At 58.3% G+C, this 21,766-nt stretch carries 23 protein-coding genes; 5 read left to right on the plus strand and 18 right to left on the minus strand.

The features are described 5' to 3' along the window. Positions 1-7: 7 nt before the first annotated feature. The 13 genes from tssG to QMX93_RS07425 all read right to left on the minus strand — a co-directional run bounded on the left by tssG (position 8) and on the right by QMX93_RS07425 (position 11,643). Entirely contained in the window at positions 8-1,015 is a 1,008-nt protein-coding gene (gene tssG, locus QMX93_RS07365) for a type VI secretion system baseplate subunit TssG (protein WP_053125097.1), read from the minus strand. Next, the gene (gene tssF, locus QMX93_RS07370) at positions 979-2,766 is read right to left on the minus strand and encodes a type VI secretion system baseplate subunit TssF (RefSeq protein WP_053125099.1); all 1,788 of its coding nucleotides are present in this window, start codon (positions 2,764-2,766) and stop codon (positions 979-981) included. The genes tssG and tssF overlap by 37 nt, the downstream gene beginning before the upstream one ends. Before the next feature lie 59 nt (positions 2,767-2,825). Further along, entirely contained in the window at positions 2,826-3,140 is a 315-nt protein-coding gene (locus QMX93_RS07375) for a hypothetical protein (RefSeq protein ID WP_212545363.1), read from the minus strand. Positions 3,141-3,292: 152 nt separating this feature from the next. Further along, the gene (locus tag QMX93_RS07380; RefSeq protein WP_212550336.1) at positions 3,293-3,730 is read right to left on the minus strand and encodes a hypothetical protein; all 438 of its coding nucleotides are present in this window, start codon (positions 3,728-3,730) and stop codon (positions 3,293-3,295) included. Between the two features lie 5 nt (positions 3,731-3,735). Continuing rightward, on the minus strand, positions 3,736-4,656 hold the full coding sequence (locus QMX93_RS07385) for a hypothetical protein (RefSeq protein ID WP_212550335.1): 921 nt from the start codon (positions 4,654-4,656) through the stop codon (positions 3,736-3,738). Then, entirely contained in the window at positions 4,649-5,167 is a 519-nt protein-coding gene (locus QMX93_RS07390) for a PAAR domain-containing protein (protein WP_212545366.1), read from the minus strand. Before QMX93_RS07390 ends, QMX93_RS07385 begins: the two co-directional genes overlap by 8 nt. An 11-nt stretch (positions 5,168-5,178) precedes the next feature. Beyond that, entirely contained in the window at positions 5,179-5,586 is a 408-nt protein-coding gene (gene tssE / locus QMX93_RS07395) for a type VI secretion system baseplate subunit TssE (RefSeq protein ID WP_053125113.1), read from the minus strand. Between the two features lie 9 nt (positions 5,587-5,595). After that, positions 5,596-7,071 carry a type VI secretion system contractile sheath large subunit gene (gene tssC, locus QMX93_RS07400; protein WP_042561804.1) on the minus strand — a complete coding sequence of 492 codons (1,476 nt, stop codon included), beginning with the start codon at positions 7,069-7,071 and terminating at the stop codon, positions 5,596-5,598. 26 nt (positions 7,072-7,097) lie between these two features. After that, positions 7,098-7,601, minus strand: coding sequence for a type VI secretion system contractile sheath small subunit (tssB, locus tag QMX93_RS07405; RefSeq protein ID WP_053125115.1), 504 nt, complete (start codon positions 7,599-7,601; stop codon positions 7,098-7,100). A gap of 32 nt (positions 7,602-7,633) precedes the next feature. Then, entirely contained in the window at positions 7,634-9,196 is a 1,563-nt protein-coding gene (gene tssA / locus QMX93_RS07410) for a type VI secretion system protein TssA (protein ID WP_212545369.1), read from the minus strand. A gap of 641 nt (positions 9,197-9,837) precedes the next feature. Beyond that, positions 9,838-10,113: an HU family DNA-binding protein gene (locus tag QMX93_RS07415; protein WP_003213368.1), complete on the minus strand. Its 276-nt coding sequence runs from the start codon at positions 10,111-10,113 to the stop codon at positions 9,838-9,840. Between the two features lie 192 nt (positions 10,114-10,305). Then, the gene (locus QMX93_RS07420; RefSeq protein WP_282354156.1) at positions 10,306-11,454 is read right to left on the minus strand and encodes an FAD-dependent oxidoreductase; all 1,149 of its coding nucleotides are present in this window, start codon (positions 11,452-11,454) and stop codon (positions 10,306-10,308) included. A gap of 21 nt (positions 11,455-11,475) precedes the next feature. Further along, positions 11,476-11,643, minus strand: coding sequence for a rubredoxin (locus QMX93_RS07425; RefSeq protein WP_007954349.1), 168 nt, complete (start codon positions 11,641-11,643; stop codon positions 11,476-11,478). 200 nt (positions 11,644-11,843) lie between these two features. On the opposite strand from QMX93_RS07425, the gene QMX93_RS07430 reads away from it, so the two are divergent. Continuing rightward, a complete protein-coding gene (locus tag QMX93_RS07430) occupies positions 11,844-12,404 on the plus strand; it encodes a chorismate lyase (protein WP_282354159.1) in 561 nt (186 codons plus the stop codon). Beyond that, positions 12,404-13,294, plus strand: coding sequence for a 4-hydroxybenzoate octaprenyltransferase (ubiA, locus tag QMX93_RS07435; protein WP_282354161.1), 891 nt, complete (start codon positions 12,404-12,406; stop codon positions 13,292-13,294). Before QMX93_RS07430 ends, ubiA begins: the two co-directional genes overlap by 1 nt. 115 nt (positions 13,295-13,409) lie before the next feature. Here ubiA and QMX93_RS07440 read toward each other — a convergent pair whose 3' ends face one another. Beyond that, positions 13,410-13,793, minus strand: a complete 384-nt coding sequence (locus tag QMX93_RS07440) for a hypothetical protein (RefSeq protein WP_282354162.1) — start codon at positions 13,791-13,793, stop codon at positions 13,410-13,412. Between the two features lie 151 nt (positions 13,794-13,944). On the opposite strand from QMX93_RS07440, the gene phoB reads away from it, so the two are divergent. From phoB to QMX93_RS07455, 3 genes are all read left to right on the plus strand, one after another. Next, on the plus strand, positions 13,945-14,634 hold the full coding sequence (gene phoB / locus QMX93_RS07445; RefSeq protein ID WP_007896474.1) for a phosphate regulon transcriptional regulator PhoB: 690 nt from the start codon (positions 13,945-13,947) through the stop codon (positions 14,632-14,634). 138 nt (positions 14,635-14,772) lie between these two features. After that, a complete protein-coding gene (phoR, locus tag QMX93_RS07450; protein WP_218959328.1) occupies positions 14,773-16,059 on the plus strand; it encodes a phosphate regulon sensor histidine kinase PhoR in 1,287 nt (428 codons plus the stop codon). Positions 16,060-16,182: 123 nt separating this feature from the next. Further along, positions 16,183-17,523 (plus strand): hemolysin family protein, encoded by a 1,341-nt coding sequence (locus QMX93_RS07455; protein WP_053125129.1) that lies wholly within the window; start codon positions 16,183-16,185, stop codon positions 17,521-17,523. Positions 17,524-17,692: 169 nt separating this feature from the next. Here QMX93_RS07455 and QMX93_RS07460 read toward each other — a convergent pair whose 3' ends face one another. From QMX93_RS07460 to pstB, 4 genes are all read right to left on the minus strand, one after another. After that, positions 17,693-18,589: a peptidoglycan DD-metalloendopeptidase family protein gene (locus QMX93_RS07460; RefSeq protein WP_053125131.1), complete on the minus strand. Its 897-nt coding sequence runs from the start codon at positions 18,587-18,589 to the stop codon at positions 17,693-17,695. A gap of 184 nt (positions 18,590-18,773) precedes the next feature. Further along, a complete protein-coding gene (locus tag QMX93_RS07465; protein ID WP_212545374.1) occupies positions 18,774-19,679 on the minus strand; it encodes a response regulator in 906 nt (301 codons plus the stop codon). A 164-nt stretch (positions 19,680-19,843) separates the two neighbouring features. Beyond that, complete coding sequence (gene phoU / locus QMX93_RS07470) at positions 19,844-20,605, minus strand: phosphate signaling complex protein PhoU (RefSeq protein ID WP_053125136.1); 762 nt, start codon at positions 20,603-20,605, stop codon at positions 19,844-19,846. Positions 20,606-20,729: 124 nt separating this feature from the next. Next, positions 20,730-21,563, minus strand: a complete 834-nt coding sequence (pstB, locus tag QMX93_RS07475) for a phosphate ABC transporter ATP-binding protein PstB (RefSeq protein WP_008078766.1) — start codon at positions 21,561-21,563, stop codon at positions 20,730-20,732. Positions 21,564-21,766: the final 203 nt, after the last annotated feature.

The following is a 21,766-nucleotide window of genomic DNA, read 5'->3' on the forward strand; positions in this document are numbered from 1 at the left end:
CACGTCCTTAATGAATTTTGCTGCCCAGGGTCACCACGCCGTCCGCTTTTTCGCGGCCCAGCCAACTGGTCCAACCGAGGCGACAGGCGTTCTGCTCACCGATGCGCAGTTCGCGGATTTCTTCCTGGCGCAGCACCAGGCGGATGTCGTAATCGAGCGGGTCACGCAGGGTGAACCGCACCAGCGCGCAGAGCGGCTGGTAGCCGAAACCGATCGGCAGGAATTCATGGAATCGCTGCCAGTCGAGTTCGGTGATGTGAATGCGGAATTTGCCGCTGCGGTCGCGCACGTGCTCGCCGAGCACCAGGTCTTCGCCGAGCAGGCTGTTGGCGCGGCCCAAACGATTGCGCTGTTCTTCGAGAATCTCGACGCGGCGCTCGATGCACTGCTCGATGACCAGGTCTTCGTGCTTGAAGTAGTAACGCAACACGGCTTCGATCAGCGCCGCCGAGTGCGCGCGCAGACTGAGCAAACCGAGGTACGGCAGCAGGCGTTTCCAGTTGAGTTCTTTAGCTTTGCGGATCTCTTCGCCACCGAGGCCGATCAGCGCAAACAGCTGCGCCGAAAACGGATCGAGCGCGCCGCTCTGGAAGCTTGCGCGGTAGCGGTATTTGCGCCAGATCGGCAGCATCAGCCGTTGCAGGCGATGGTGGAACAGGTCGAGGAAGTTGCGCGTCGGGTTGCCGTCTTCGCTATCGCCCAGCGCCTGTTCGCCATAGAACGCCGGCAGCGGCGAACCGGAACCGACCAGGCCGATCAGGTTGAAACGCATGCGCGCGCGCATCTGCCCGTGCTCTTCGAAAAACTCCACGCGATCGACGTCGCTGCCGGGAAAACCCAGGCTCGGATTGGCCTGGAATTCCAGCTGATCGTACAAATCGTCTTCGCTCAGGTACGGGTGTGCCTCGCGCAGCCGATCGATCACCAGCAGCACTGCCTGAAACAGCGAGTACTCGCGTATCGCCTTGGTGAGCCCGCTTAAAGCAGGGGCTGCAGGCCCATACGTGGTGTCCATTGGTACACCTCTCCCTGTGTGCTTTTTACTCGCAGCTCGTGGAATGAATTGAGACTGGCGTAAAGCGCGAAAAACTCGTTAAGAACCGAAGCGAAGACGAACAGATCGCCCTCGCCGATATACCCTTCGGGGTCGATGGTCAGCTCGGTGCGCAAGCCGCGTACCGGCAAGCCACGGTGCAAGCGATCGACGTGGTGGTGCTTGATATTCTTCAGGCCGCCGAGCAGGCGTTTGCTGACCTTCTCTGCGTGCTGGTCGTAGTAGCGCGGCAAGTCGTAGGTTTCCAGAATCACCTTCAACGCATTGACGTCGGCCAGCGACAAATAGTTAAGCGACATGTTGCTGATCAGCTTCCACAGGAAGTCTCGGTTCAGCGGCGGCGCGAAGCTCGACGTGGCCGGGGTGATGTTGCGGAAACTGAGGAACTCCGGCGTCTCTTCGCAGGCCACACAGATGTCGCCGAGCTTGAGCTTGCGCGGCAGATTCTGGTTGGTGCAGATCAGCTCGATCGACAGGGTTTCGTGGGCTTCGGTGTGGCGAATGCCGAAGCTCAAATAAGTGTCGAGGCCGTCGTGCAGCAAGGAAGAGCGCTGGCGAATGCTGTAATGCGGACGGCTGTTGGGCACGTCGAAACTCGGGTCGTGCTCGAAGGATTCGAACGGCACGTATTCCTGATAACCGAGGCCGCCGGGCTTCCATCCCGTCACGGTTTCCACCGAGAACACACCGCAGTTTTCCAGATCGTATTCCGCCGGCAGCAGCAGGTATTCGTCCTGCTTGCCGTCGAGACGAATCGGCAACGCATCGTGGGCAAACAGGTTGGCGATCGGCGTGCAAAACAGCTTCACGTTATCCAGTGTCGGGCGCATGCGCAGGATGCCGCTCTTGCGAATGTCGAAGCGCAATTCCAGACCGCGCATCTGCTTGAGGGTGTCCTGCGGCAGTGCGTTGAGGATGTCCAGACCGTTGACGTCGACGAAGAGGAATTTGTCCTGAAAGGCGAAGTATTCCTGCAGGTAGCGATAGCCACGGAAGGTGTTCAGCGGATACGGGATCAACGCTTCTTCTTCGGCAAAGCCCACCGGGGTGACCCGGTCACCGGGAATCTTGAACGCCATCGGCTTGCCGCTGACGCCATCGATCGGCTTGCCGGCGCCGTCGAGCGGGATCAGCTCGATGCCTTCGAGGTTGCGCAGCAGGCTCAGGTACAACATCTGGCTGATGTAACGCTCGCCGGCAAAGTGCAGACGCAGTTTGCTCAGTTCAAGCTCACCGAGGTGGCCGTCGGCGCTCATTTCCAGACGCAGACTCAGCAGCGAGCCGTCGCCCTTCACCGAGTAATTCAGCGCCGCGAGATCCAGCGGCAACACCTCGGTCGGGTAGCAAGTGCGGAAGCGGCAGCGCACGTCTTCGATCGGCTTGCTCTCCACCGGCGTATCACGCTCGACCACCAGCGCAGGGCCCGAACGCTTGAGCGGATCGAACTGCAAAATGCTGAACGCCGGCAGCGGGCGCATGTAGTTCGGCCAGAGCAATTGCATCAGCGAATGGCTGAGCTCCGGCAACTCGTCGTCGAGCTTCTGGCGCAAACGCCCGGTGAGAAACGCAAAGCCTTCGAGCAACCGCTCCACGTCCGGATCCCGCCCGGCCTGCCCCAGATACGGTGCCAGCGCCGGACTACGCTCGGCGAAACGGCGACCGAGTTGGCGCAGTGCGGTGAGTTCGCTTTGGTAGTAGTGGTTAAAGGACACGGGGTACCTGCCTGAAAAATGAACTCATAAAAAAAACGCTCCGCCACCGAAATGCCGGTTCATTTTTGACCGCCGCCTTCTGCGGCGCACCACGTGGCATGGTCAAGCCGATCAAATGACGGACATGCATTGGATTTACGAATGAATACGTAAGGCGCTGCGGGCTCGTAGGAGAAGTAGTAATAGTTCTTACCATCCTCGCCATAGATCCAGTAATTCGACGACCCCTCATTTATCTCATAAGGCTTGAATGAAAAAATGGAGGATTCAGACGGGATGAAGTTAACACCATCCATCAACATCATGAGCGCATTAGGAAACACGTTTGTCAGTGAAAACAAAGCCACAGCAAGAATTGCGACAGACAGCTTCATGAGCTTGCGCCTACATACTTCATCATTTGAAAAATATAATAGAGCTGCACTCATCATTTCACCTTTCTCGATTTCCAAATCACGAGCTTACTACCATTTGGAACAGCCACCTGTTTTGATACGCCACATAACAGGGCTTATCACAAGCATCTCTAACGCTTCTCGGAAAACAGTAAAAACTTACTCAAGACTTTAAAAGCAACAACCGTAACAACTGAAAAAAATGCGCCAACCACTAAAACATAGGGAATATAAGTTAACCACAAAAACATCATACCCAGACCAGCTAGCCTGCCAAACGCCAAACATCCGATGCCATAAACAACCCAAGGCACTCCATAAAACGGGATAAAAACTACAGGAGCCCACCAAGCAAGACGTACGACTTCAAGCTCAGTTCTCCTAGAAATCAAACGAGTAGAAAAGACCGCGAATAACACATAGGCCACCAGCCCGAAACCAAGAACGTATATAAGGACGAACTGTTCCATCCCACCACGTAGCGGGCTGGAAAAATATAAAGCATCAAGCAACAGCAAAACCGGCAACACCACCATTGGCAACCAAATCGCTGTTTTAAAATAACTCACATACGTCATTTCAACGTCGACTCGGTAGAGTCGTCCGGCATAGGCTCTTCCCAGATACCCATCCAGCGGCCATCGTTCGGACTAAGATTTTTGAAAAAATTATTCCACTCCTCAATCGGCCGCATTTCCAGAGCTTCTTTTTTTAACTTTCGCCTTCTCATCTCGTTTCCAAGAGTGCCTTTGAAGTTCCCCTCTTCATCAACTTCTATGCGAATCGCCGAAGAGATCATCGGATACTTCTTATCACCAAATAGCGCAACAAGAGCTGCAGCCTTCCGAACATGCACACCTAAAAAAACAGATTTTCCAGAAGCATCAGTAATAAAAGCCTCACAGTTCGGAAATCCATCACCAGTTATATATGTCACTACATCTAAATGCTTCGCCACTCGATCGAACGTCATTATAACTTTGTAACTTACGTCCAGGCTTGGCACGAATGTCATTCCTGTCAATTTTTTTGTTTCCGCTGAAAATGGAAAAGCGTGATTCTCACCTGCGTAACCACCATCAACCCAAACAGTAGTGACTGCACCCTTTTCACTTTTAATTGATGGCCAGCTTCCGCCTTTGGGCTTTAACTCTGCATCATAGTGAGTATGTTCTTCACCCGCCTTCCCGGAATCATTCGACTCCGTTTGCGTATTAACAACTTCGTTCGTTGCCAGCTTTACAAAAAACCTATGCCATACACGTGAAGTTATTAGCGTACCTTGAGCGCCAGAGAGGCCGCTTGGCTTTAACGAAAAGCCGCGTGCATCACCTTCGAAGTAAAAGCCGCTCCACCCAAACGTTTTCCCTGGGTGAAACGATCTTATATTGAATTCATAAGTTGAAAGCTTTGCTAATTTTACGGTCGCGACCTGCCCCTCACGATTGGTAGAAGGGGTGGAAGGAGCCTCCGCCAGAGGCGTAACGTTAGACATTCGCGACTCCTGCTGGAGGAAGCAGGGAAATTTTCAATATCTGGGAAGCTTTACCGGTGCTAACAGCTTTGGTGTGGCCGTTGACGTCCGTCACGCCCTCATAAATCTCACCTGACTCGGTCTCCAATCGGTAGCCGTAATTTGCCACCGGGCTACCTTCGTCGTCCCTCAAAACGAAAAAGTCATTGAAATAGTCAGGCATTGGAACTGGCGGCACAAACGTCACCGGCGTATGCGAATTGCCAATAATCACCGTCCCGGACCCAGCCGTAACCTTGTTCCCATGCGAACCCACCGAACCGACCGTTGCAGCAGGTTTGCCGTTAATCAAAACCGTGGTCGCCAGATCGCCGACCATCGCACCACCACACGCCGAGGCATCGCCTTGGCGGGCGGCCGCGAGGCCGTCGAAGAACACGTCGCCGGAACCGGCGGCGATCGGGTTGGTGCCGTGGCCGGGGAGCGGGCAAGCGGTGGGGTCGGATACGCGTGCTGCGGGTTTGCCAGACATCGGGAATCTCCTTAGTTGACCTTCACTTGACCGCTGCCATCCAGGCGCGCGGCGAAACTGACCTGTCGCTTGAAACCATCAACTTCCAGCAGGCCTTCGATGCTGAAGGCCAGACGCAGTTGATCGTGATCACGCGGCAGGGAAATGACACGCACGTTGCTCAGGCGCGGCTCGTAGGCTTCGATGAAGCATTCGATGGCCAGGCGGGCCTGACTCAGGGAGTCGTGCAGGCTCAGGCGCATGTCATTGAGATCGGGCAACCCGTAGTCGGACAGCGTTTGCACGCTGCCGGCCCGGGTGCTGAGCATTTTGGCCAGATGGGCAGCCACGGACGCCATGGCGGAAACCTCGCGGCTCCAACCACTGCGTTTTTCTGCGTCGCCATTAAGGCGTTCGAAAAGGCTGCCGTATCCGTCCATGAGTCGCTCTTACTCTTTGTCCAGCTTGCCAACCAGCGACAGGGTGAAATCGGCACCCATGTACTTGAAGTGCGGACGCACGTTCAAGCTCACGCGGTACCAGCCTGGCTCGCCTTCAACGTCGCTGACGATGATTTGCGCAGCGCGCAGCGGACGACGGCCACGCACTTCGGCGCTCGGATTTTCCTGGTCGGCGACGTACTGGCGGATCCACTTGTTCAGTTCCAGCTCGAGGTCGGTACGCTCTTTCCACGAACCGAGTTGCTCACGCTGCAGCACTTTCAAGTAGTGAGCCAGGCGGTTGACGATCATCATGTACGGCAGTTGAGTGCCGAGCTTGTAGTTCAGCTCTGCAGCCTTGCCTTCAGCGCTGATGCCGAAGAACTTCGGCTTCTGCACCGAGCTCGCGGAGAAGAACGCCGCGTTGTCGGAGCCTTTGCGCATGGTCAGGGAGATGAAGCCTTCCTCGGCCAGTTCGTATTCACGACGGTCGCTGACCAGAACCTCGGTAGGGATCTTGGTTTCGATTTCGCCCATGCTTTCGAAATGGTGCAGCGGCAGGTCTTCAACAGCGCCACCGCTCTGTGGGCCGATGATGTTCGGGCACCAGCGGAATTTGGCGAAGCTGTCGGTCAGCTTGGTGCCGAACGCGTAAGCGGTGTTGCCCCACAGGTAGTGCTCGTGGCTGTTGGCAACGGTTTCCTTGTACACGAACGATTTCACCGGGTTTTCTTCCGGGTCGTACGGGTTGCGCAGCAGGAAACGCGGCACGGTCAGGCCAACGTAGCGGGAGTCTTCCGAAGTCCGGAAGCTCTGCCATTTGGCGAATTGCGGGCCTTCGAAGTGGTCTTTCAGATCTTTCAGATCCGGCAGGCCGGTGAAGCTTTCCAGACCGAAGAATTTCGGGCCGGCCGCAGCAATGAACGGCGCGTGAGACATGCAGGCAACGCTGGACACGTACTGCATCAGTTTCACGTCAGGCGAGCTTGGCGACATGTAGTAGTTGGCGATGATCGCGCCCACCGGCTGACCACCGAACTGGCCGTATTCAGCGGTGTAGATGTGCTTGTACAGACCCGACTGCATGACTTCCGGCGAATCTTCGAAATCGTCCAGCAGGTCTTCTTTGGAGACGTTGAGGATTTCAATCTTGATGTTTTCGCGGAAATTGGTGCGGTCGACCAGCAACTGCAGACCACGCCACGAAGATTCCAGCGCCTGGAAATCCGGGTGGTGCAGGATTTCGTCCATCTGACGGCTGAGCTTGGCATCGATCTCGGCGATCATGCGGTCAACCATGGCCTTCTTGACCGGCTCACCGTTGTTCTGCGGCTTGAGCAGTTCTTCGATGAAGGCCGACACGCCGCGTTTGGCGATGTCGTAGGCTTCGTCGTCCGGGGTCAGACGGGTTTCGGCGATGATGCTGTCGAGAATGCTGTACTCGCCGCTCGCGGCGCCTTTCTCTTGTGCTGCGCTAGTGCTCATTGTGTAGGCTTCCTTGGCTGCTGGGTTCAGGCGTCCGGGGCTGCGGCGTTGAGGCCCAGCTCACCGAGTACGCGACCGCGGGATTCGTCGTCGGCGAGCACGCCTTCGATGGCTTTACGGAACGCAGGGGCGTTACCCAGCGGGCCTTTGAGGGCCACCAGCGCATCGCGCAGTTCCATCAGTTTTTTCAGCTCAGGCACTTGCTCGACCAGGCTGGCCGGGTTGAAGTCCTTCATCGAATTGACGCGCAGTTGCACGCCCAACTCTTCCGTGCTGCCTTCTTCCTGCAGACGGTTCGGCACGTTCATCGACAGGCTCAGCTCTTGCTTGGCCAACACCTCGTCGAAGGTCACCTTGTCGATGCTGATCGGCTTGCGATCTTCGATCTTGCGTTCGTCCTTGCGGTGGGTGTAGTCACCGATTGCCAGCAGCTTCAGCGGCAGTTCAATCTCTTCCTGAGCACCGCCGGTGGCGGGTTTGAAGGTGACGTTGATGCGTTCCTTGGGGGCTACCGAGCCTTCTTTGGCCATGGCTTTTCTCCTTGCGGTTGTGGCCCTGGGGCCTATTCGAGTACCACTTCGAGATCGAGGTGGCACAGCCTGCGATAAATCTCTTCCTTGCGTTCACGTACGGCATGGTTCTGCGGCAACAACTCGCAGCAGCTATGCAGTAAATGCAGCACTTCCAATGCAAGATCGGGCTCCCAGGCGTGCAGGCCTGAGTCCTGTAATGTCTGATCGAGGGTTTCCAGCTGGTTCTTGGCCAGTTCGTATTTCTTGGCCATGAAGCACAACCGTGCGAGGGCGAACTGCCAGAAGAAACGCACGCGCCCACCCTGGGCGGCTTGCAGTCCTTGCTTGAGAATCTGCACGGCAGGCTTGAGGCCTTCCTTGCGCAGAATCGGCAGCACCTCTTCGAGGGCTTTTTCCCAGGCAGGCTGGGTTTCGACGTTGTCACTTTCGACCTTGCGCGGCGCGCTGGCGCTTTGCAGATGCGGCATGACGTTAGCGGCGATCCACGCCCGAGTAGCGGGATCGGCGAACGGTGCGCCGTCATGGAAACGCAGTTCGATAATGCCGGGCAGCCGTTGAACCAAAAGCGCGAAGTGGATTTCCACTTCGCGCATGGCCAGCTCGGCGTTGAGGTTCTGGAGACATTCCCAGACCATCCTCTGGCCATCGAACCAGAACGGCGCCTTCGCCAGGCTCGCCTCCAGTTCCACCAGCAAATCCGCGTATTTGCCCTGATCGAAGCGATCCTGATAGAGCTTGAGTTTGTCGACCGGCAGGCCGCGCAGCATGGTGATCTGCTCGGCGTTGCGCTCGGGCACCGCGTCGATGGTCATCCACAACAGCGTGCGGTTGAGGCGCAAGGCGCGCAGGTCGGTGGCTTTCTGTTTGAGCCACCAGGCACACAACGGGCGAGCGCTGTCTTGCTGGGCGCGCAATGCTTTGTGCGCGTCTTTTTCGTTATCGATCGGCGCGCCGGGAGTGAGCAACTGGGTCGCGGCCTGCTTGACCTGCGCCACCGCTGCGCCCACCACACCGGGGGCCGGCTGATTGTCGGCAGCGCGCTGGATCATGGTTTTCAGGCGACGGGAGATCGGCAGCAGCAACGGCGACTCATCGCCCAAGTGCTCAGCGCAAGCGGCTTCAAGACCGGTGAGGTGATCGGAGAGCTGCCGGAACATCGGCAACTGCTCTTTGATCGCGATGTTTTCGGTAATGACCTGCTCAAGACGCGGCACCAGCCAGCCGATGGCGGCGGCACGGGTGCGGGGTTTGAGCGGGTGGACGTCGGCCCAGTTGTTTTCCGACAGATGGTGCAGCAAACCGAGGCCGGCCAGCAGCCCGGGGAAGGATTCACGCTGGTACAACGACCAGGTCAGCCAGGCGCCGACACGCAAATCCTTGGATTGAGTACGCAGCAGGTTTTCGCTGTTTTCGCGGATTTTCAGCCAGTCGATCTGCCCGCTTTCGTGCATCGACGAGGCTTTGCTCAGTTCGCTTTCCAATGCCTCGAATTCGCTCGAAAAACGAACGTCTTCGCCCGCGAAATTCTCTTTGGAAACAGAGACTTTTGCGAGTTCGAGGTAATGAGCGGAAAGTTTGCTTGAGTAGGACATCCATGGCCTTTATTAAGGATTACGGTCATGCGCCTATTGGAATTGCATCGGCGCGGGACAGTATCGAAGAGCGGGTACGGGACTCATCCAATTGAGTTTGTGCTCTTTCAAGTGCGCGCATCGTAATCACTATGATGGCCACTAGCAAGCATCTGATTAAACAACAAGACGAAGTGTTCTTTAAATCACGTAGGAGGTTTCCCTATATTCCGTCAGGGAATCCCCGATGCCATTTTAATAGCATCGCTCTGGTCGAACCGGCCGCAAAGCGTCGATCCAGAGCGGTCGCCAGCTCCCTTGAAAACAAGAGCCGAACGAGTCGCCGGAAGCAGTGCGGAGCATGACAAGTTTTGAAAAATCCCGATGTAGGAAAATTCTGAAAGACTTCATTGCTGTTTCAATTAAACGCCGCGTGACAACAGACAATTAAAAAAGTGCCATCACAATGATGGCTTTTATATAGAAGGGATTATCAGCCGAGTGGATTGCATACAATGTGCATATTGTTGCAAGAGTATTAATGGCGATCGCCATACAACGATATGTAGAAACCATCAGGCATAAAAAATGGGCATCCGATTCAATCGGTATGCCCATTTTTCCGCAACCGTTCTCCCCATTATTCAGGGAGTTCGTTGCAATTAAGGATTGACGCTGTCTTTCAACGATTTGCCTGGCTTGAACGCAACGGTGTTGCTGGCCTTGATTTTCACCGGCTCGCCGGTCTGCGGGTTTTTGCCGGTACGGGCGCCGCGGTGGCGTTGCAGGAAGGTGCCGAAGCCCACCAGCGTGACGCTGTCCTTGCGGTGCAGAGCGCCGGTGATTTCTTCGAGAACGGCGTTGAGAACGCGGTTGGCCTGTTCTTTGGTCAGATCTGCTTTTTCAGCGATTGCAGCGGCGAGTTCTGGTTTACGCATTAGTGAAGCCCCTTTGACGGTTTTTTGTTGTTATGTCCGTGCTGTCCTCGTTGGAACAGCGCCCAAGGCGCCGCAGGTGCTCTACTCTGCGGCAGACGGGAGTGAGGATGGCACGCGGTTAAAGCCTGCGCCAGTCTCACCCGGATCTTTGTGGGGGCAAAAGCGGGGTGATTCCGACAGAACGACCGGTATTTACGCCAGCAAGGCTGGAAGCTGTTTGTTCAGGGCGAGTTTTTCCATCACCGCCGCACCCGTCAGCGCATAACCGAGCAACTGGCCGTCTGCGTTATGGCACAGCGCTTTGACGTCGGCGCCCTGCCCTTCGACCGTCCAGACGCCTTCGCTACCGCGTGGCGGCGGCGAAACAACCAACGGGCACACCGGGGTTTTCACGGTGATGGGCATAGGGCCGTAGGTCACCGCTGTAGGGTTTCCCGCCAAGGTTTGTGCCAGCGCACGCGCACAGCTCATGAGGGGCATTACGTACAACAGATTCAGCCCATCGACCTCGGCGCAATCGCCCAAGGCGTAGATATTGGCGTGGGACGTCTTCAAATGGCGATCAACCACGACACCGCGATTGACCTGCACGCCGGCAGCCGCCGCCAGATCAATGCGCGGGCGCAGACCGATGGCCGAGACCACCACATCGCAGGCGATGACCTGGCCGTCGGAGAGGTGCGCTTCCAGGCCGTCAGCAACTTTCTGCAAACGGGTCAGCACCGGGCCGAGGTGGAATTTGGCGCCGAGACTTTCCAGTCCAGCCTGCACGGCGGCGGCAGCGGCCGGGTGCAGCAAGGTCGGCATGACCTGCTCGCATGGCGCGACCAGTTGCACTTCATAGCCGCCAAGGATCAGGTCGTTGGCGAATTCGCAGCCAATCAGACCGGCGCCGAGCAGCAGCACGCGGCGCTTGCCGGCGGCCGCGGCACGGAATCGCGCGTAGTCTTCGAGATCATTGATCGGGAACACCAGTTCGGCGCCATCGCCTTCGACCGGCACGCGCACGGTTTCCGCGCCCCAAGCGAGGATCAGATCGCGATAGCTGACAGCTTCTTCGCCGATCCACAGACGCTTGTGGCCGGCATCGATTCCGCTGATGCGCGTGTGGGTGCGCACTTCGGCTTTCAATTGCTCGGCCATGACGCCCGGCTCGGCCATGCTCAGGCCATCGGCGTCTTTGTTTTTGCCGAAACCGGTAGAGAGCATCGGCTTGGAGTAAGAGCGGCCGTCATCGGCGGTAATCAACAGCAGCGGGGTTTCGCTGTCGAGCTTGCGAAATTCCCGGGCGAGGTTATAGCCCGCCAGGCCGGTGCCGATGATGACGACAGGTGCGCTCATGCCTTACTCCTTTGGATTTATTTAGTTGATTTCGATCATTTCGAAGTCCATTTTGCCGACGCCGCAGTCCGGGCACAGCCAGTCTTCCGGCACGTCCTGCCACAGAGTGCCCGGCGCGATGCCGTCATCCGGCCAGCCGTCGGCTTCGTTGTAGATCAGGCCGCAGACCACACATTGCCACTTTTTCATTCAGGTACTTCCTCAGGGTTCAGGCTTTTGCCGGCGCGGACGGTCGATGGGTGTTGCGCTGCCGTCCGGCTCAGCGCGTTTTGTACTGATGGAGCCGCGCAGATGCAAGCCTGTTCGGCGCAACGGCGACCCGGATCGCTCAATATCGCAGCTCGCCATGGTAAGCTCGCCGCCTCATTTGCGGCCAATAATGACTCATTGTGCAACAGACAAATTCCTCCCCGGCCCCGCTCTGGCTGACTCAAAGCCGACTGACGCCCCTCCCTGATTCGTTGACCCTCGACTGGCTGTTCGACGAAGGCTCCCTGACCCGCCGACTCACCCGTTTGTCTAACGACGGCTTTAGCGTGACGCCCTTGTTCGAAGGCTGGGACACCCTGCGCGCCGATGAATGTACGGCGCTGGATCTGGCCGAAGGCAGCGAAGGCTGGGTGCGCGAGGTGTATTTGCGCGGCCACGGCGAGGCTTGGGTGTTTGCCCGCAGCGTCGCTTCGCGCGCCGCGTTGCAGGGCGACGGTTTGCACATGGACGAACTCGGCAGCCGCTCGCTGGGCGAATTGCTGTTCTGCGATCAGGCCTTTCAGCGCCGCGCACTCGAAGTCTGCCACTACCCTGAAGCATGGCTGCCGCCCGCCGCCAAGGCGCCCGCACTGTGGGGCCGTCGTTCGCGTTTCGACCGTGGCGCGCTGAGCGTGCTGGTCGCGGAAATCTTCCTGCCGAGCCTGTGGCGCACCGCCCGCGCCCATCCGGAGAACTGCTGATGTATCAGAGCCTGCTCAAGTCCCTGAACCGTTTGAACCCGCGCGCCTGGGATTTCATTCAGCTGACCCGGATGGACAAGCCGATCGGCATTTACCTGCTGCTGTGGCCGACGCTGTGGGCGCTGTGGATTGCCGGCAAAGGCTCGCCGTCGCTGGCCAACGTGGTGATTTTTGTCCTCGGCGTAATCCTCACCCGCGCCGGCGGTTGCGTGATCAACGACTGGGCCGATCGCAAGGTCGACGGCCACGTCAAACGCACCGCGCAACGGCCATTGGCGGCCGGCAGGATCAGTTCGAAAGAAGCGCTGGTGTTCTTTGCGCTGTTGATGGGCGTGAGTTTTCTGCTGGTGCTGTGCACCAACGCGCCGACCATCTGGTTGTCGCTGGGCGGTCTGGCGCTGGCGTTCACTTACCCGTTCATGAAGCGCTACACCTATTACCCGCAAGTGGTGCTGGGCGCGGCGTTCTCGTGGGGCATGCCGATGGCGTTCACCGCCGAGACCGGCGAGCTGCCGGCGGCGGCGTGGTTGCTGTGGATCGCCAACCTGCTGTGGACGGTGGGTTACGACACCTATTACGCGATGACCGACCGCGATGACGATTTGAAGATCGGCGTGAAGTCGACGGCGATTCTGTTTGGCGAAGCGGATCGGGTGATCATCCTGAGTTTGCAGGCGCTGTCGTTGGGCTGCCTGTTGCTGGCAGGGTCGAAGTTTGAGTTGGGGACGTGGTTTCACCTTGGTTTGCTGGTCGCTGCCGGTTGCTATGCGTGGGAGTTCTGGTACACGCGGGATCGCGACCGGATGCGCTGCTTCAAGGCGTTTTTGCACAACCATTGGGCCGGGTTGGCGATATTCGTCGGGATCGTGCTGGATTACGCAATGCGCTAAACATAGAACCTTGTAGGAGCAAAGCTTGCTCGCGAAGACGTCGTATCAGTCAGCACATGCGTTAACTGACACACCGCTTTCGCGAGCAAGCTCAGCTCCTACAAAGGCAATGCGGTTACTTGGCTTTGGCGACTTTCCAGGCGCCGTCCATTTTGCCGTCACCGGTCATGTCACCGGCCTTTTTGTCCATCACGAAGGTGTACAGCGGCATGCCTTGGTAGGCCCACTGCATCTTGCCGTCGTCACGCTTGATAACAGTCCAGTCACCCATCGACTTATCGCCCGCCTCAGCCATCAACGGCGGCCAGTTCGTCGCGCACTTGTCATTGCACATGGACTTGCCCGCAGAGTCTTTGGCGAAGGTGTACAGGGTCATGCCCTTGTGATCGGTGTACATGCCATCCTTTTCCATCGCCGGGTCGGCGGCGAATGCCATCGATGGCAATGCGAGGGCAGCGGCAAGCATCAGCGCTTTGAAAGAAACAGTCATTTGAGTCATGGAAACCTTCTTTTGTGGTTGTCAGGATTCGGACTTAAAGCTTAGTTCAGGATCGCGCCAATCGCCGGGCGACTAAAATACTGTCACACGACTGCAATAATTCCGTTATCTAATGCGGCGCAAGACAGTTAAATGACAAGAGGATTAAGGCATGGTTGGCAGGAGCATTCTGATCGTCGACGACGAAGCGCCCATTCGCGAAATGATCGCCGTTGCGTTGGAAATGGCCGGCTATGACTGCCTCGAGGCAGAGAACTCGCAGCAGGCGCACGCCATCATTGTCGACCGCAAGCCGGATCTGATCCTGCTCGACTGGATGCTGCCCGGCACCTCCGGCATCGAGTTGGCCCGCCGCCTCAAGCGTGACGAGCTGACCGGGGACATCCCGATCATCATGCTCACCGCCAAGGGCGAAGAGGACAACAAGATCCAGGGTCTGGAAGTCGGTGCCGACGACTACATCACCAAACCGTTTTCCCCGCGTGAACTGGTCGCCCGCCTCAAAGCCGTGTTGCGCCGCGCCGGCCCGACCGATGGCGAAGCGCCGATTGAAGTCGGTGGCTTGCTGCTCGACCCGATCAGCCACCGCGTGACCATCGACGGCAAACCCGCCGAGATGGGCCCGACCGAATACCGTCTGCTGCAATTCTTCATGACCCACCAGGAACGCGCCTACACCCGTGGCCAGTTGCTGGATCAGGTCTGGGGCGGCAACGTCTACGTTGAAGAACGCACCGTTGACGTGCACATCCGCCGCCTGCGCAAGGCCCTCGGCGACGCCTACGAAAATCTGGTACAAACCGTGCGCGGCACTGGCTACCGGTTTTCCACCAAGGCATAAAACAGCAGCTGCAAGCTTCTAGCTACAAGCGGCAAGTTGAAGCCGATCCGCTTTAGCTTGAAGCTTGTGGCTTGAAACTCGAAGCTGCGTTAAGGACGCTCCGTGAATCAAAACTGGCATGGCACCCTGATTCGCCACATGCTGTTGCTGGTCACCGCCTGCCTGGTGATCGGCCTGATCACCGGCTATTACGGCTGGAGCCTTGCTGCAGGTCTGGGTATTTATCTGGCCTGGACGCTCAAGCAGTTGCTGCGGTTGCATGAATGGCTGCGCCTGCACCAACCCGATGAAGCACCGCCCGATGGCTATGGCCTGTGGGGTGAGGTGTTCGACAGCATCTATCACCTGCAACGCCGCGACCAACGCGTACGCGGACGTCTGCAAGCGGTGATCGACCGGGTTCAGGAATCTACCGCCGCGCTGAAAGACGCGGTGATCATGCTCGACAGCGACGGCAATCTGGAATGGTGGAACCGCGCGGCGGAAACCCTCCTGGGTCTGAAGACCCCGCAGGACAGCGGCCAACCGGTGACCAACCTAGTGCGCCATCCGCGCTTCAAGGAGTACTTCGAGCAAGACAGCTACGCCGAGCCGCTGGAAATCCCCTCGCCGACCAATGATCGCCTGCGCATTCAGCTGTACATCACCCGCTACGGCAACAATGAACACTTGATGCTGGTGCGCGACGTCACGCGCATCCATCAGCTGGAACAGATGCGCAAAGACTTCATCGCCAACGTTTCCCACGAACTGCGCACACCGCTGACGGTGATCTGCGGCTATCTGGAAACCCTGCTCGACAACGTCGAAGAAGTGAACCCGCGCTGGAGCCGAGCCCTGCAGCAAATGCAGCAACAAGGCGGGCGCATGCAGACGCTGCTCAACGACCTGTTGCTGCTGGCGAAACTGGAAGCCACTGATTACCCGTCGGACAACCAGCCAGTGCAGATCGACACGTTGCTGCAATCGATCAAAAGCGATGCCCAGCAATTGTCCGGCGCAAAAAACCAGCACATCACCCTCGAAGCCGATGCGAGCATTCTGCTCAAGGGCAGCGAGGCGGAGTTGCGCAGTGCGTTTTCCAATCTGGTGTTCAACGCGGTGAAGTACACCCCGGCCGAGGGCAATATCCGCATTCGCTGGTCGGGCGACGATCAAGGCGCGCACCTGAGCGTGCAGGATTCCGGGATCGGCATCGACAGCAAACACCTGCCGCGCCTGACCGAACGTTTCTACCGCGTCGACTCCAGCCGCAACTCCAACACCGGCGGCACCGGGCTGGGCCTGGCCATCGTCAAACACGTGTTGCTGCGCCATCGCGCACGGATGGAGATCAGCAGCGTGCCCGGCCACGGCAGCACGTTCACCTGCCATTTCGCCCCGGCTCAGGTGGCACATGCACGGGCGATCAGCGCCAGCGAATGATGCCGCCCGGCACGCGCCACTAGGCAATCGCCCGGTCAGCCGCTACATTGGCTGACTTGTGCCTGCCTTTCAGGCGCGGCTTTTACCTTCTTTTGAATCATACGGAACCCGCAAAACTCCATCATGGACCCTTCCCCTGGCTTGTCCCTCGCAACAATATTTGCCGATTTCGGCATGATCCTATTTGCTCTGATCCTGGTTTTGCTCAACGGCTTTTTCGTTGCGGCGGAATTCGCCATGGTCAAACTGCGCTCGACCCGCGTCGAGGCCATCGCTGAACAGAACGGCTGGCGCGGGCATATCCTGCGCACCGTACACAGTCAGCTCGATGCGTACCTCTCGGCGTGTCAGCTCGGTATCACCCTCGCCTCCCTGGGCTTGGGCTGGGTCGGTGAGCCGGCGTTCGCGCACATTCTTGAGCCGCTGCTGAGCGCGGTCGGTGTGCAATCGGCCGAGGTCGTCAAAGGCGTCTCGTTCTTCACCGCGTTCTTCATCATTTCGTACCTGCACATCGTCGTCGGCGAGCTGGCCCCCAAGTCGTGGGCGATCCGCAAACCGGAGCTGCTGTCGCTGTGGACGGCGGTGCCGCTGTACCTGTTCTACTGGGCGATGTACCCGGCCATTTACCTGCTCAACGCCAGCGCCAACGCGATTCTGCGCATCGCCGGCCAGGGCGAACCCGGCCCGCACCACGAACACCATTACAGCCGCGAAGAACTGAAACTGATTCTGCACTCCAGCCGTGGCCAGAACCCCAGCGACCAAGGCATGCGCGTGTTGGCCTCGGCGGTGGAAATGGGCGAGCTGGAAGTGGTCGACTGGGCCAACTCCCGCGAAGACCTGATCTCGCTGGAATTCAATGCGCCGCTGAAGGAAATTCTGGCGATGTTCCGTCGCCACAAATTCAGCCGTTATCCGGTGTACGACAGCGAGCGTCAGGAGTTCGTCGGCCTGCTGCACATCAAGGATCTGCTGCTGGAACTGGCGGCGCTGGATCACATTCCCGAGTCGTTCAACCTGGCTGAACTGACCCGTCCGCTGGAGCGCGTGTCGCGCCATATGCCGCTGTCGCAGTTGCTGGAGCAGTTCCGCAAGGGCGGCTCGCACTTCGCCGTGGTCGAGGAGGCTGACGGCAACATCATCGGCTACCTGACCATGGAAGACGTGCTGGAAGTGCTGGTCGGCGACATTCAGGACGAACACCGCAAGGCTGAACGCGGCATCCTCGCCTATCAGCCGGGCAAGCTGCTGGTGCGTGGCGACACGCCGTTGTTCAAGGTGGAGCGTCTGCTCGGCATCGACCTCGATCACATCGAAGCGGAGACCCTCGCCGGCCTGGTCTATGAAACCCTCAACCGCGTGCCGGAAGAGGAAGAAGTGCTTGAAGTCGAAGGCCTGCGGATCATCATTAAAAAGATGAAAGGCCCGAAGATTGTGCTGGCGAAGGTGTTGATGCTGGATTGATCAGGATGGCGGGCGGCTTTTGTGGCGAGGGGATTTATCCCCGTTGGGCTGCGAAGCGGCCCCAAATCCTTCATCCCTGTATTGACTGACACACCGCATTGAATGTTTTGGGACGGCTTCGCCGTCCAACGGGGATAAATCCCCTCGCCACAGTTGATCTCCTCTGCCTTCACTGTTTGCCCAACGCAAAGTTGGGCAACGCGCCCAGTGGCTGGTTGAACTGATACGGAATCGATACCAGCCCCTGCCCCGTGTTGCGCTGCACCACAAAGTGCAAATGCGGGCCGCTGCTGTTGCCGGTGTTGCCGGACAGCGCCAGCGGACTGCCGACTGTCACTTGCTGCCCTTCCCTGACGCTCACCGAACCTTGCTTCAGATGCAGGTACACACCCATCGTCCCGTCATTGTGCAACACGCGCACGAAGTTGCCGGACGGGTCGGTGCCGCGACCGCTCTGTGAGTTTTCGACCTTCACCACAACCCCCGCGCGCGCCGCGATGATTGGCGTGCCCACCGGCATGGCGATGTCCATCGCGTAACGATTCTTCGGCCCGAAGTGGCTGTACTGCCCCTCAGCGCCCTGACTCAAGCGAAACGGCCCGCCGCGCCACGGCAGCGGATAGCGATAGCTCTGCGCGACGCCAACGGGGTTGCCGAGGGAATATTGAAACTGCGGTGAGTATTGCAGCGGTTGGCCAGCGGTTATCGGCGTCAACATTGCCATCCGGGTTTTGCTGCGCGCCGGCAGCACCCGACGGATGGCTTTTGCCGGCGCACCGCGCACGTTGCTCAGGCTGATAAACGCCAGCGCGATCTCGACCGGCGCGTACAGATCGTTGCGCACGAACACCACGTCTCCGCCCTTCTGCTTCTTGATGTCGAGGTACACCTGACGCTCCAGGTGCTCGACCATGCGATCCTGAAACACGAACTCCTTCGCGCCTTTGCTCGGGCGATCGCTGTACGAGACCACACCGTTGGCATCGGTGGATTTGTAGACAGTAACGGCCACAGCCGAGGTAGAGGCCAAGAGAAAACCGCAGAGGAACAGCAGGCGCGCGAACATGGGCAAGAGTCTGTCGAAGGAAGGCCTGAAAAGAGCCTAGCAGGTGAAACAGACCGGGGGAGTCGACAGATGTTTCAATTTGGCTAAAGGCAAAACAAAAGATCGCAGCCTTCGGCAGCTCCTACATTGGAATGCGATCCCCTGTAGGAGCTGCCGCAGGCTGCGATCTTTTCAGACGTGCCTCTTACGCGCCGGGGATGAAGTGCTTCTGCGCCGTGCCACGCGCGATCAGGCGGGAGATGTAGTCGAGCTTCTGTGCGTCCTGATCGACGAAGCGGAAGGTCAGTTGCAGCCATTCGCTGTCTGGCTTTTGCTCATGCGCGACCACCGCGTGCAGATAGCCATTGAGGCGGGCGATCTCGGCATTGTCGCCCTGCTCCAGATCGAGCACCGCGCTGTCGAGGATCTGCGGCAGGTTCTCGCTGCGCTTCACCACCAGCAGCGCTTCCTTGAGGCTCAACGCTTTGATCACGCATTGCTGCGTGCCGCTCGGCAGACGCAATTGGCCATGCCCACGACCACCGCTTGGCGCTGCCGAAGCGGCAGGTGCTTTGACGGGCGGGCTGTTGAGCAAACCGCGCGCCGGTGCAGCCGCTGGCGCAGGTGCTGCAACCACGGGCGCTTTACCGCCGGTCAATGCGCTCAGGGAATCGTTGCCGAATGCCGAATTCATCTTGGTCGGGGCGCTGTTCATCAGGGCGTCGAGCTTGCCGATCTTGTTCAGGGCCTGTTTGACCTTGGTCAGCAGTTGCTCGTTGGTGAACGGTTTGCTGACGTAACCGGAAACGCCGGCCTGAATCGCCTGCACCACGTTCTCTTTATCGCCACGGCTGGTGACCATAATGAAGGGCATGGTTTTCAGGTTGTCTTGCTCGCGGCACCAGGTCAGCAGTTCGAGGCCGGACATTTCCGGCATTTCCCAGTCGCACAGCACCAGGTCGAACGCTTCCTTGGTCAGCATGGCCTGAGCCTTTTTGCCGTTGATGGCGTCCTCGGTGCGGATCCCCGGGAAGTAATTGCGCAGGCACTTTTTCACCAGGTCACGAATGAACGACGCGTCGTCCACGACCAACACACTGATCTTGCTCATCCAACACCCCTATTAAAATCCCGGCAAGCATAACGCTGGCTGATGGCACATTGCCAAAACTCTTCAGTCACGCCGGGACTTTTCGTTCGCGGGTGCTGCTTTTTTATCGAAAGCTGTAAACGAAAACGCCCGGCCAAAGGGCCGGGCGCTTTACTCAGGCAATCTTACTTATCGTCAGCAACGTCCGGAACATTAGCGGTTTCGCCGCTTGTGCCTTGAACTTCTTCCTTCATGCGCTTGAGGCCCATGTGGCGCACGTCGGTGCCGCGCACCAGGTAAATCACCAACTCGGAGATGTTGCGCGCATGGTCGCCGATGCGCTCCAGCGAACGCAGCACCCAGATGATGCTCAACACGCGCGAGATAGAGCGCGGATCTTCCATCATGTAAGTCGCCAGCTCACGCAGGGCGGTTTTGTATTCGCGGTCGATGATCTTGTCGTATTGCGCCACCGACAACGCCAGATCGGCGTCGAAACGGGCGAACGCGTCCAGCGCATCGCGCACCATGTTGCGCACCTGGTCGCCAATGTGGCGAACCTCGACGTAACCGCGTGGCGCCTCACCTTCTTCGCACAGCTGAATTGCGCGGCGGGCAATCTTGGTTGCTTCGTCACCGATGCGCTCCAGGTCGATCACCGACTTGGAGATGCTGATGATCAAACGCAAGTCGGACGCCGCCGGCTGACGACGGGCGAGAATGCGCAGGCATTCTTCGTCGATGTTGCGTTCCATCTGGTTGATCTGGTCATCGATCTCACGCACCTGCTGAGCCAGACCGGAGTCGGCCTCGATCAGCGCGGTCACCGCGTCGTTGACCTGCTTCTCGACCAGCCCGCCCATGGCCAGGAGGTGGCTGCGCACTTCCTCAAGCTCAGCGTTGAACTGCGCAGAGATGTGATGAGTGAGGCCTTCTTTGGAAATCATTGTTCGCTCCGAAAAAGCGTTTAACCAAGAGCTGCAAGCTACAAGCTGCAAGCTGTTATGTGGTGATCCATGCCGCTTCGCTTCTAACTTGCCGCTTGAAGCTTGCCGCTCGCAGCTGCTTCAATCAGCCGTATCGACCGGTGATGTAGTCTTCGGTCTGCTTCTTCGCCGGATTGGTGAACAGGGTGTCGGTGTCGCCGAATTCCACCAGTTTGCCCATGTACATGAACGCCGTGTAGTCCGAAACCCGCGCTGCCTGCTGCATGTTGTGCGTAACGATGACGATGGTGAACTTGGATTTCAGCTCGTAGATCAGCTCTTCGACTTTCAGCGTCGAGATCGGGTCAAGGGCCGAGCACGGTTCGTCGAGCAGCAGCACTTCCGGCTCAACCGCGATGGTACGGGCGATCACCAGACGTTGTTGCTGACCACCGGACAGACCGAGTGCCGATTCATGCAAACGGTCTTTGACTTCGTCCCACAGCGCCGCGCCTTTCAGCGCCCACTCGACCGCTTCGTCGAGGATGCGCTTCTTGTTGATGCCTTGAATGCGCAGGCCGTAGACCACGTTTTCGTAGATGGTCTTCGGGAACGGGTTGGGCTTCTGGAACACCATGCCGACGCGACGACGCAGCTCAGCCACGTCTTCGCCCTTGCGATAGATGTTGTTGCCGTACAGGTTGATCGCGCCTTCTACGCGGCAGCCGTCAACCAGATCGTTCATGCGGTTGAAGGTGCGCAGCAGCGTCGATTTACCGCAGCCGGACGGGCCGATGAAGGCAGTCACGCGCTGTTTCGGAATGTTCATGCTGACGTCGAACAGCGCTTGTTTGTCGCCGTAGTACAGGCTCAGGCCCGGTACTTCGATGGCCACGGTTTCCTGTTCGAGGTTGAGGCTCTGCTTGTCGCGGCCCAGGGCAGACATGTTGATGCCGTGGGTATGTGCTTCGTGCTGCATGGGAGGCTCCCTGTGCTAACAAATTTGGTTCGGAACACTGCTTGTTGCAGCTTCCATCAATATTGCGGCGGTCGCGATTCAATGTGGGAGCGAGCTTGCTCGCGAAGGGGCCCTTGAGGCCGCCAAAAGCTTCGCGAGCAAGCTCGCTCCCACAGGGTTCGCGTCGTCCTTAGCTATCCAGTGCGTTGTATTTTTCGCGCAGG

It is taken from the genome of Pseudomonas sp. PS01303, assembly GCF_029959385.1.
Taxonomy (GTDB): Bacteria; Pseudomonadota; Gammaproteobacteria; order Pseudomonadales; family Pseudomonadaceae; genus Aquipseudomonas; species Aquipseudomonas rustica.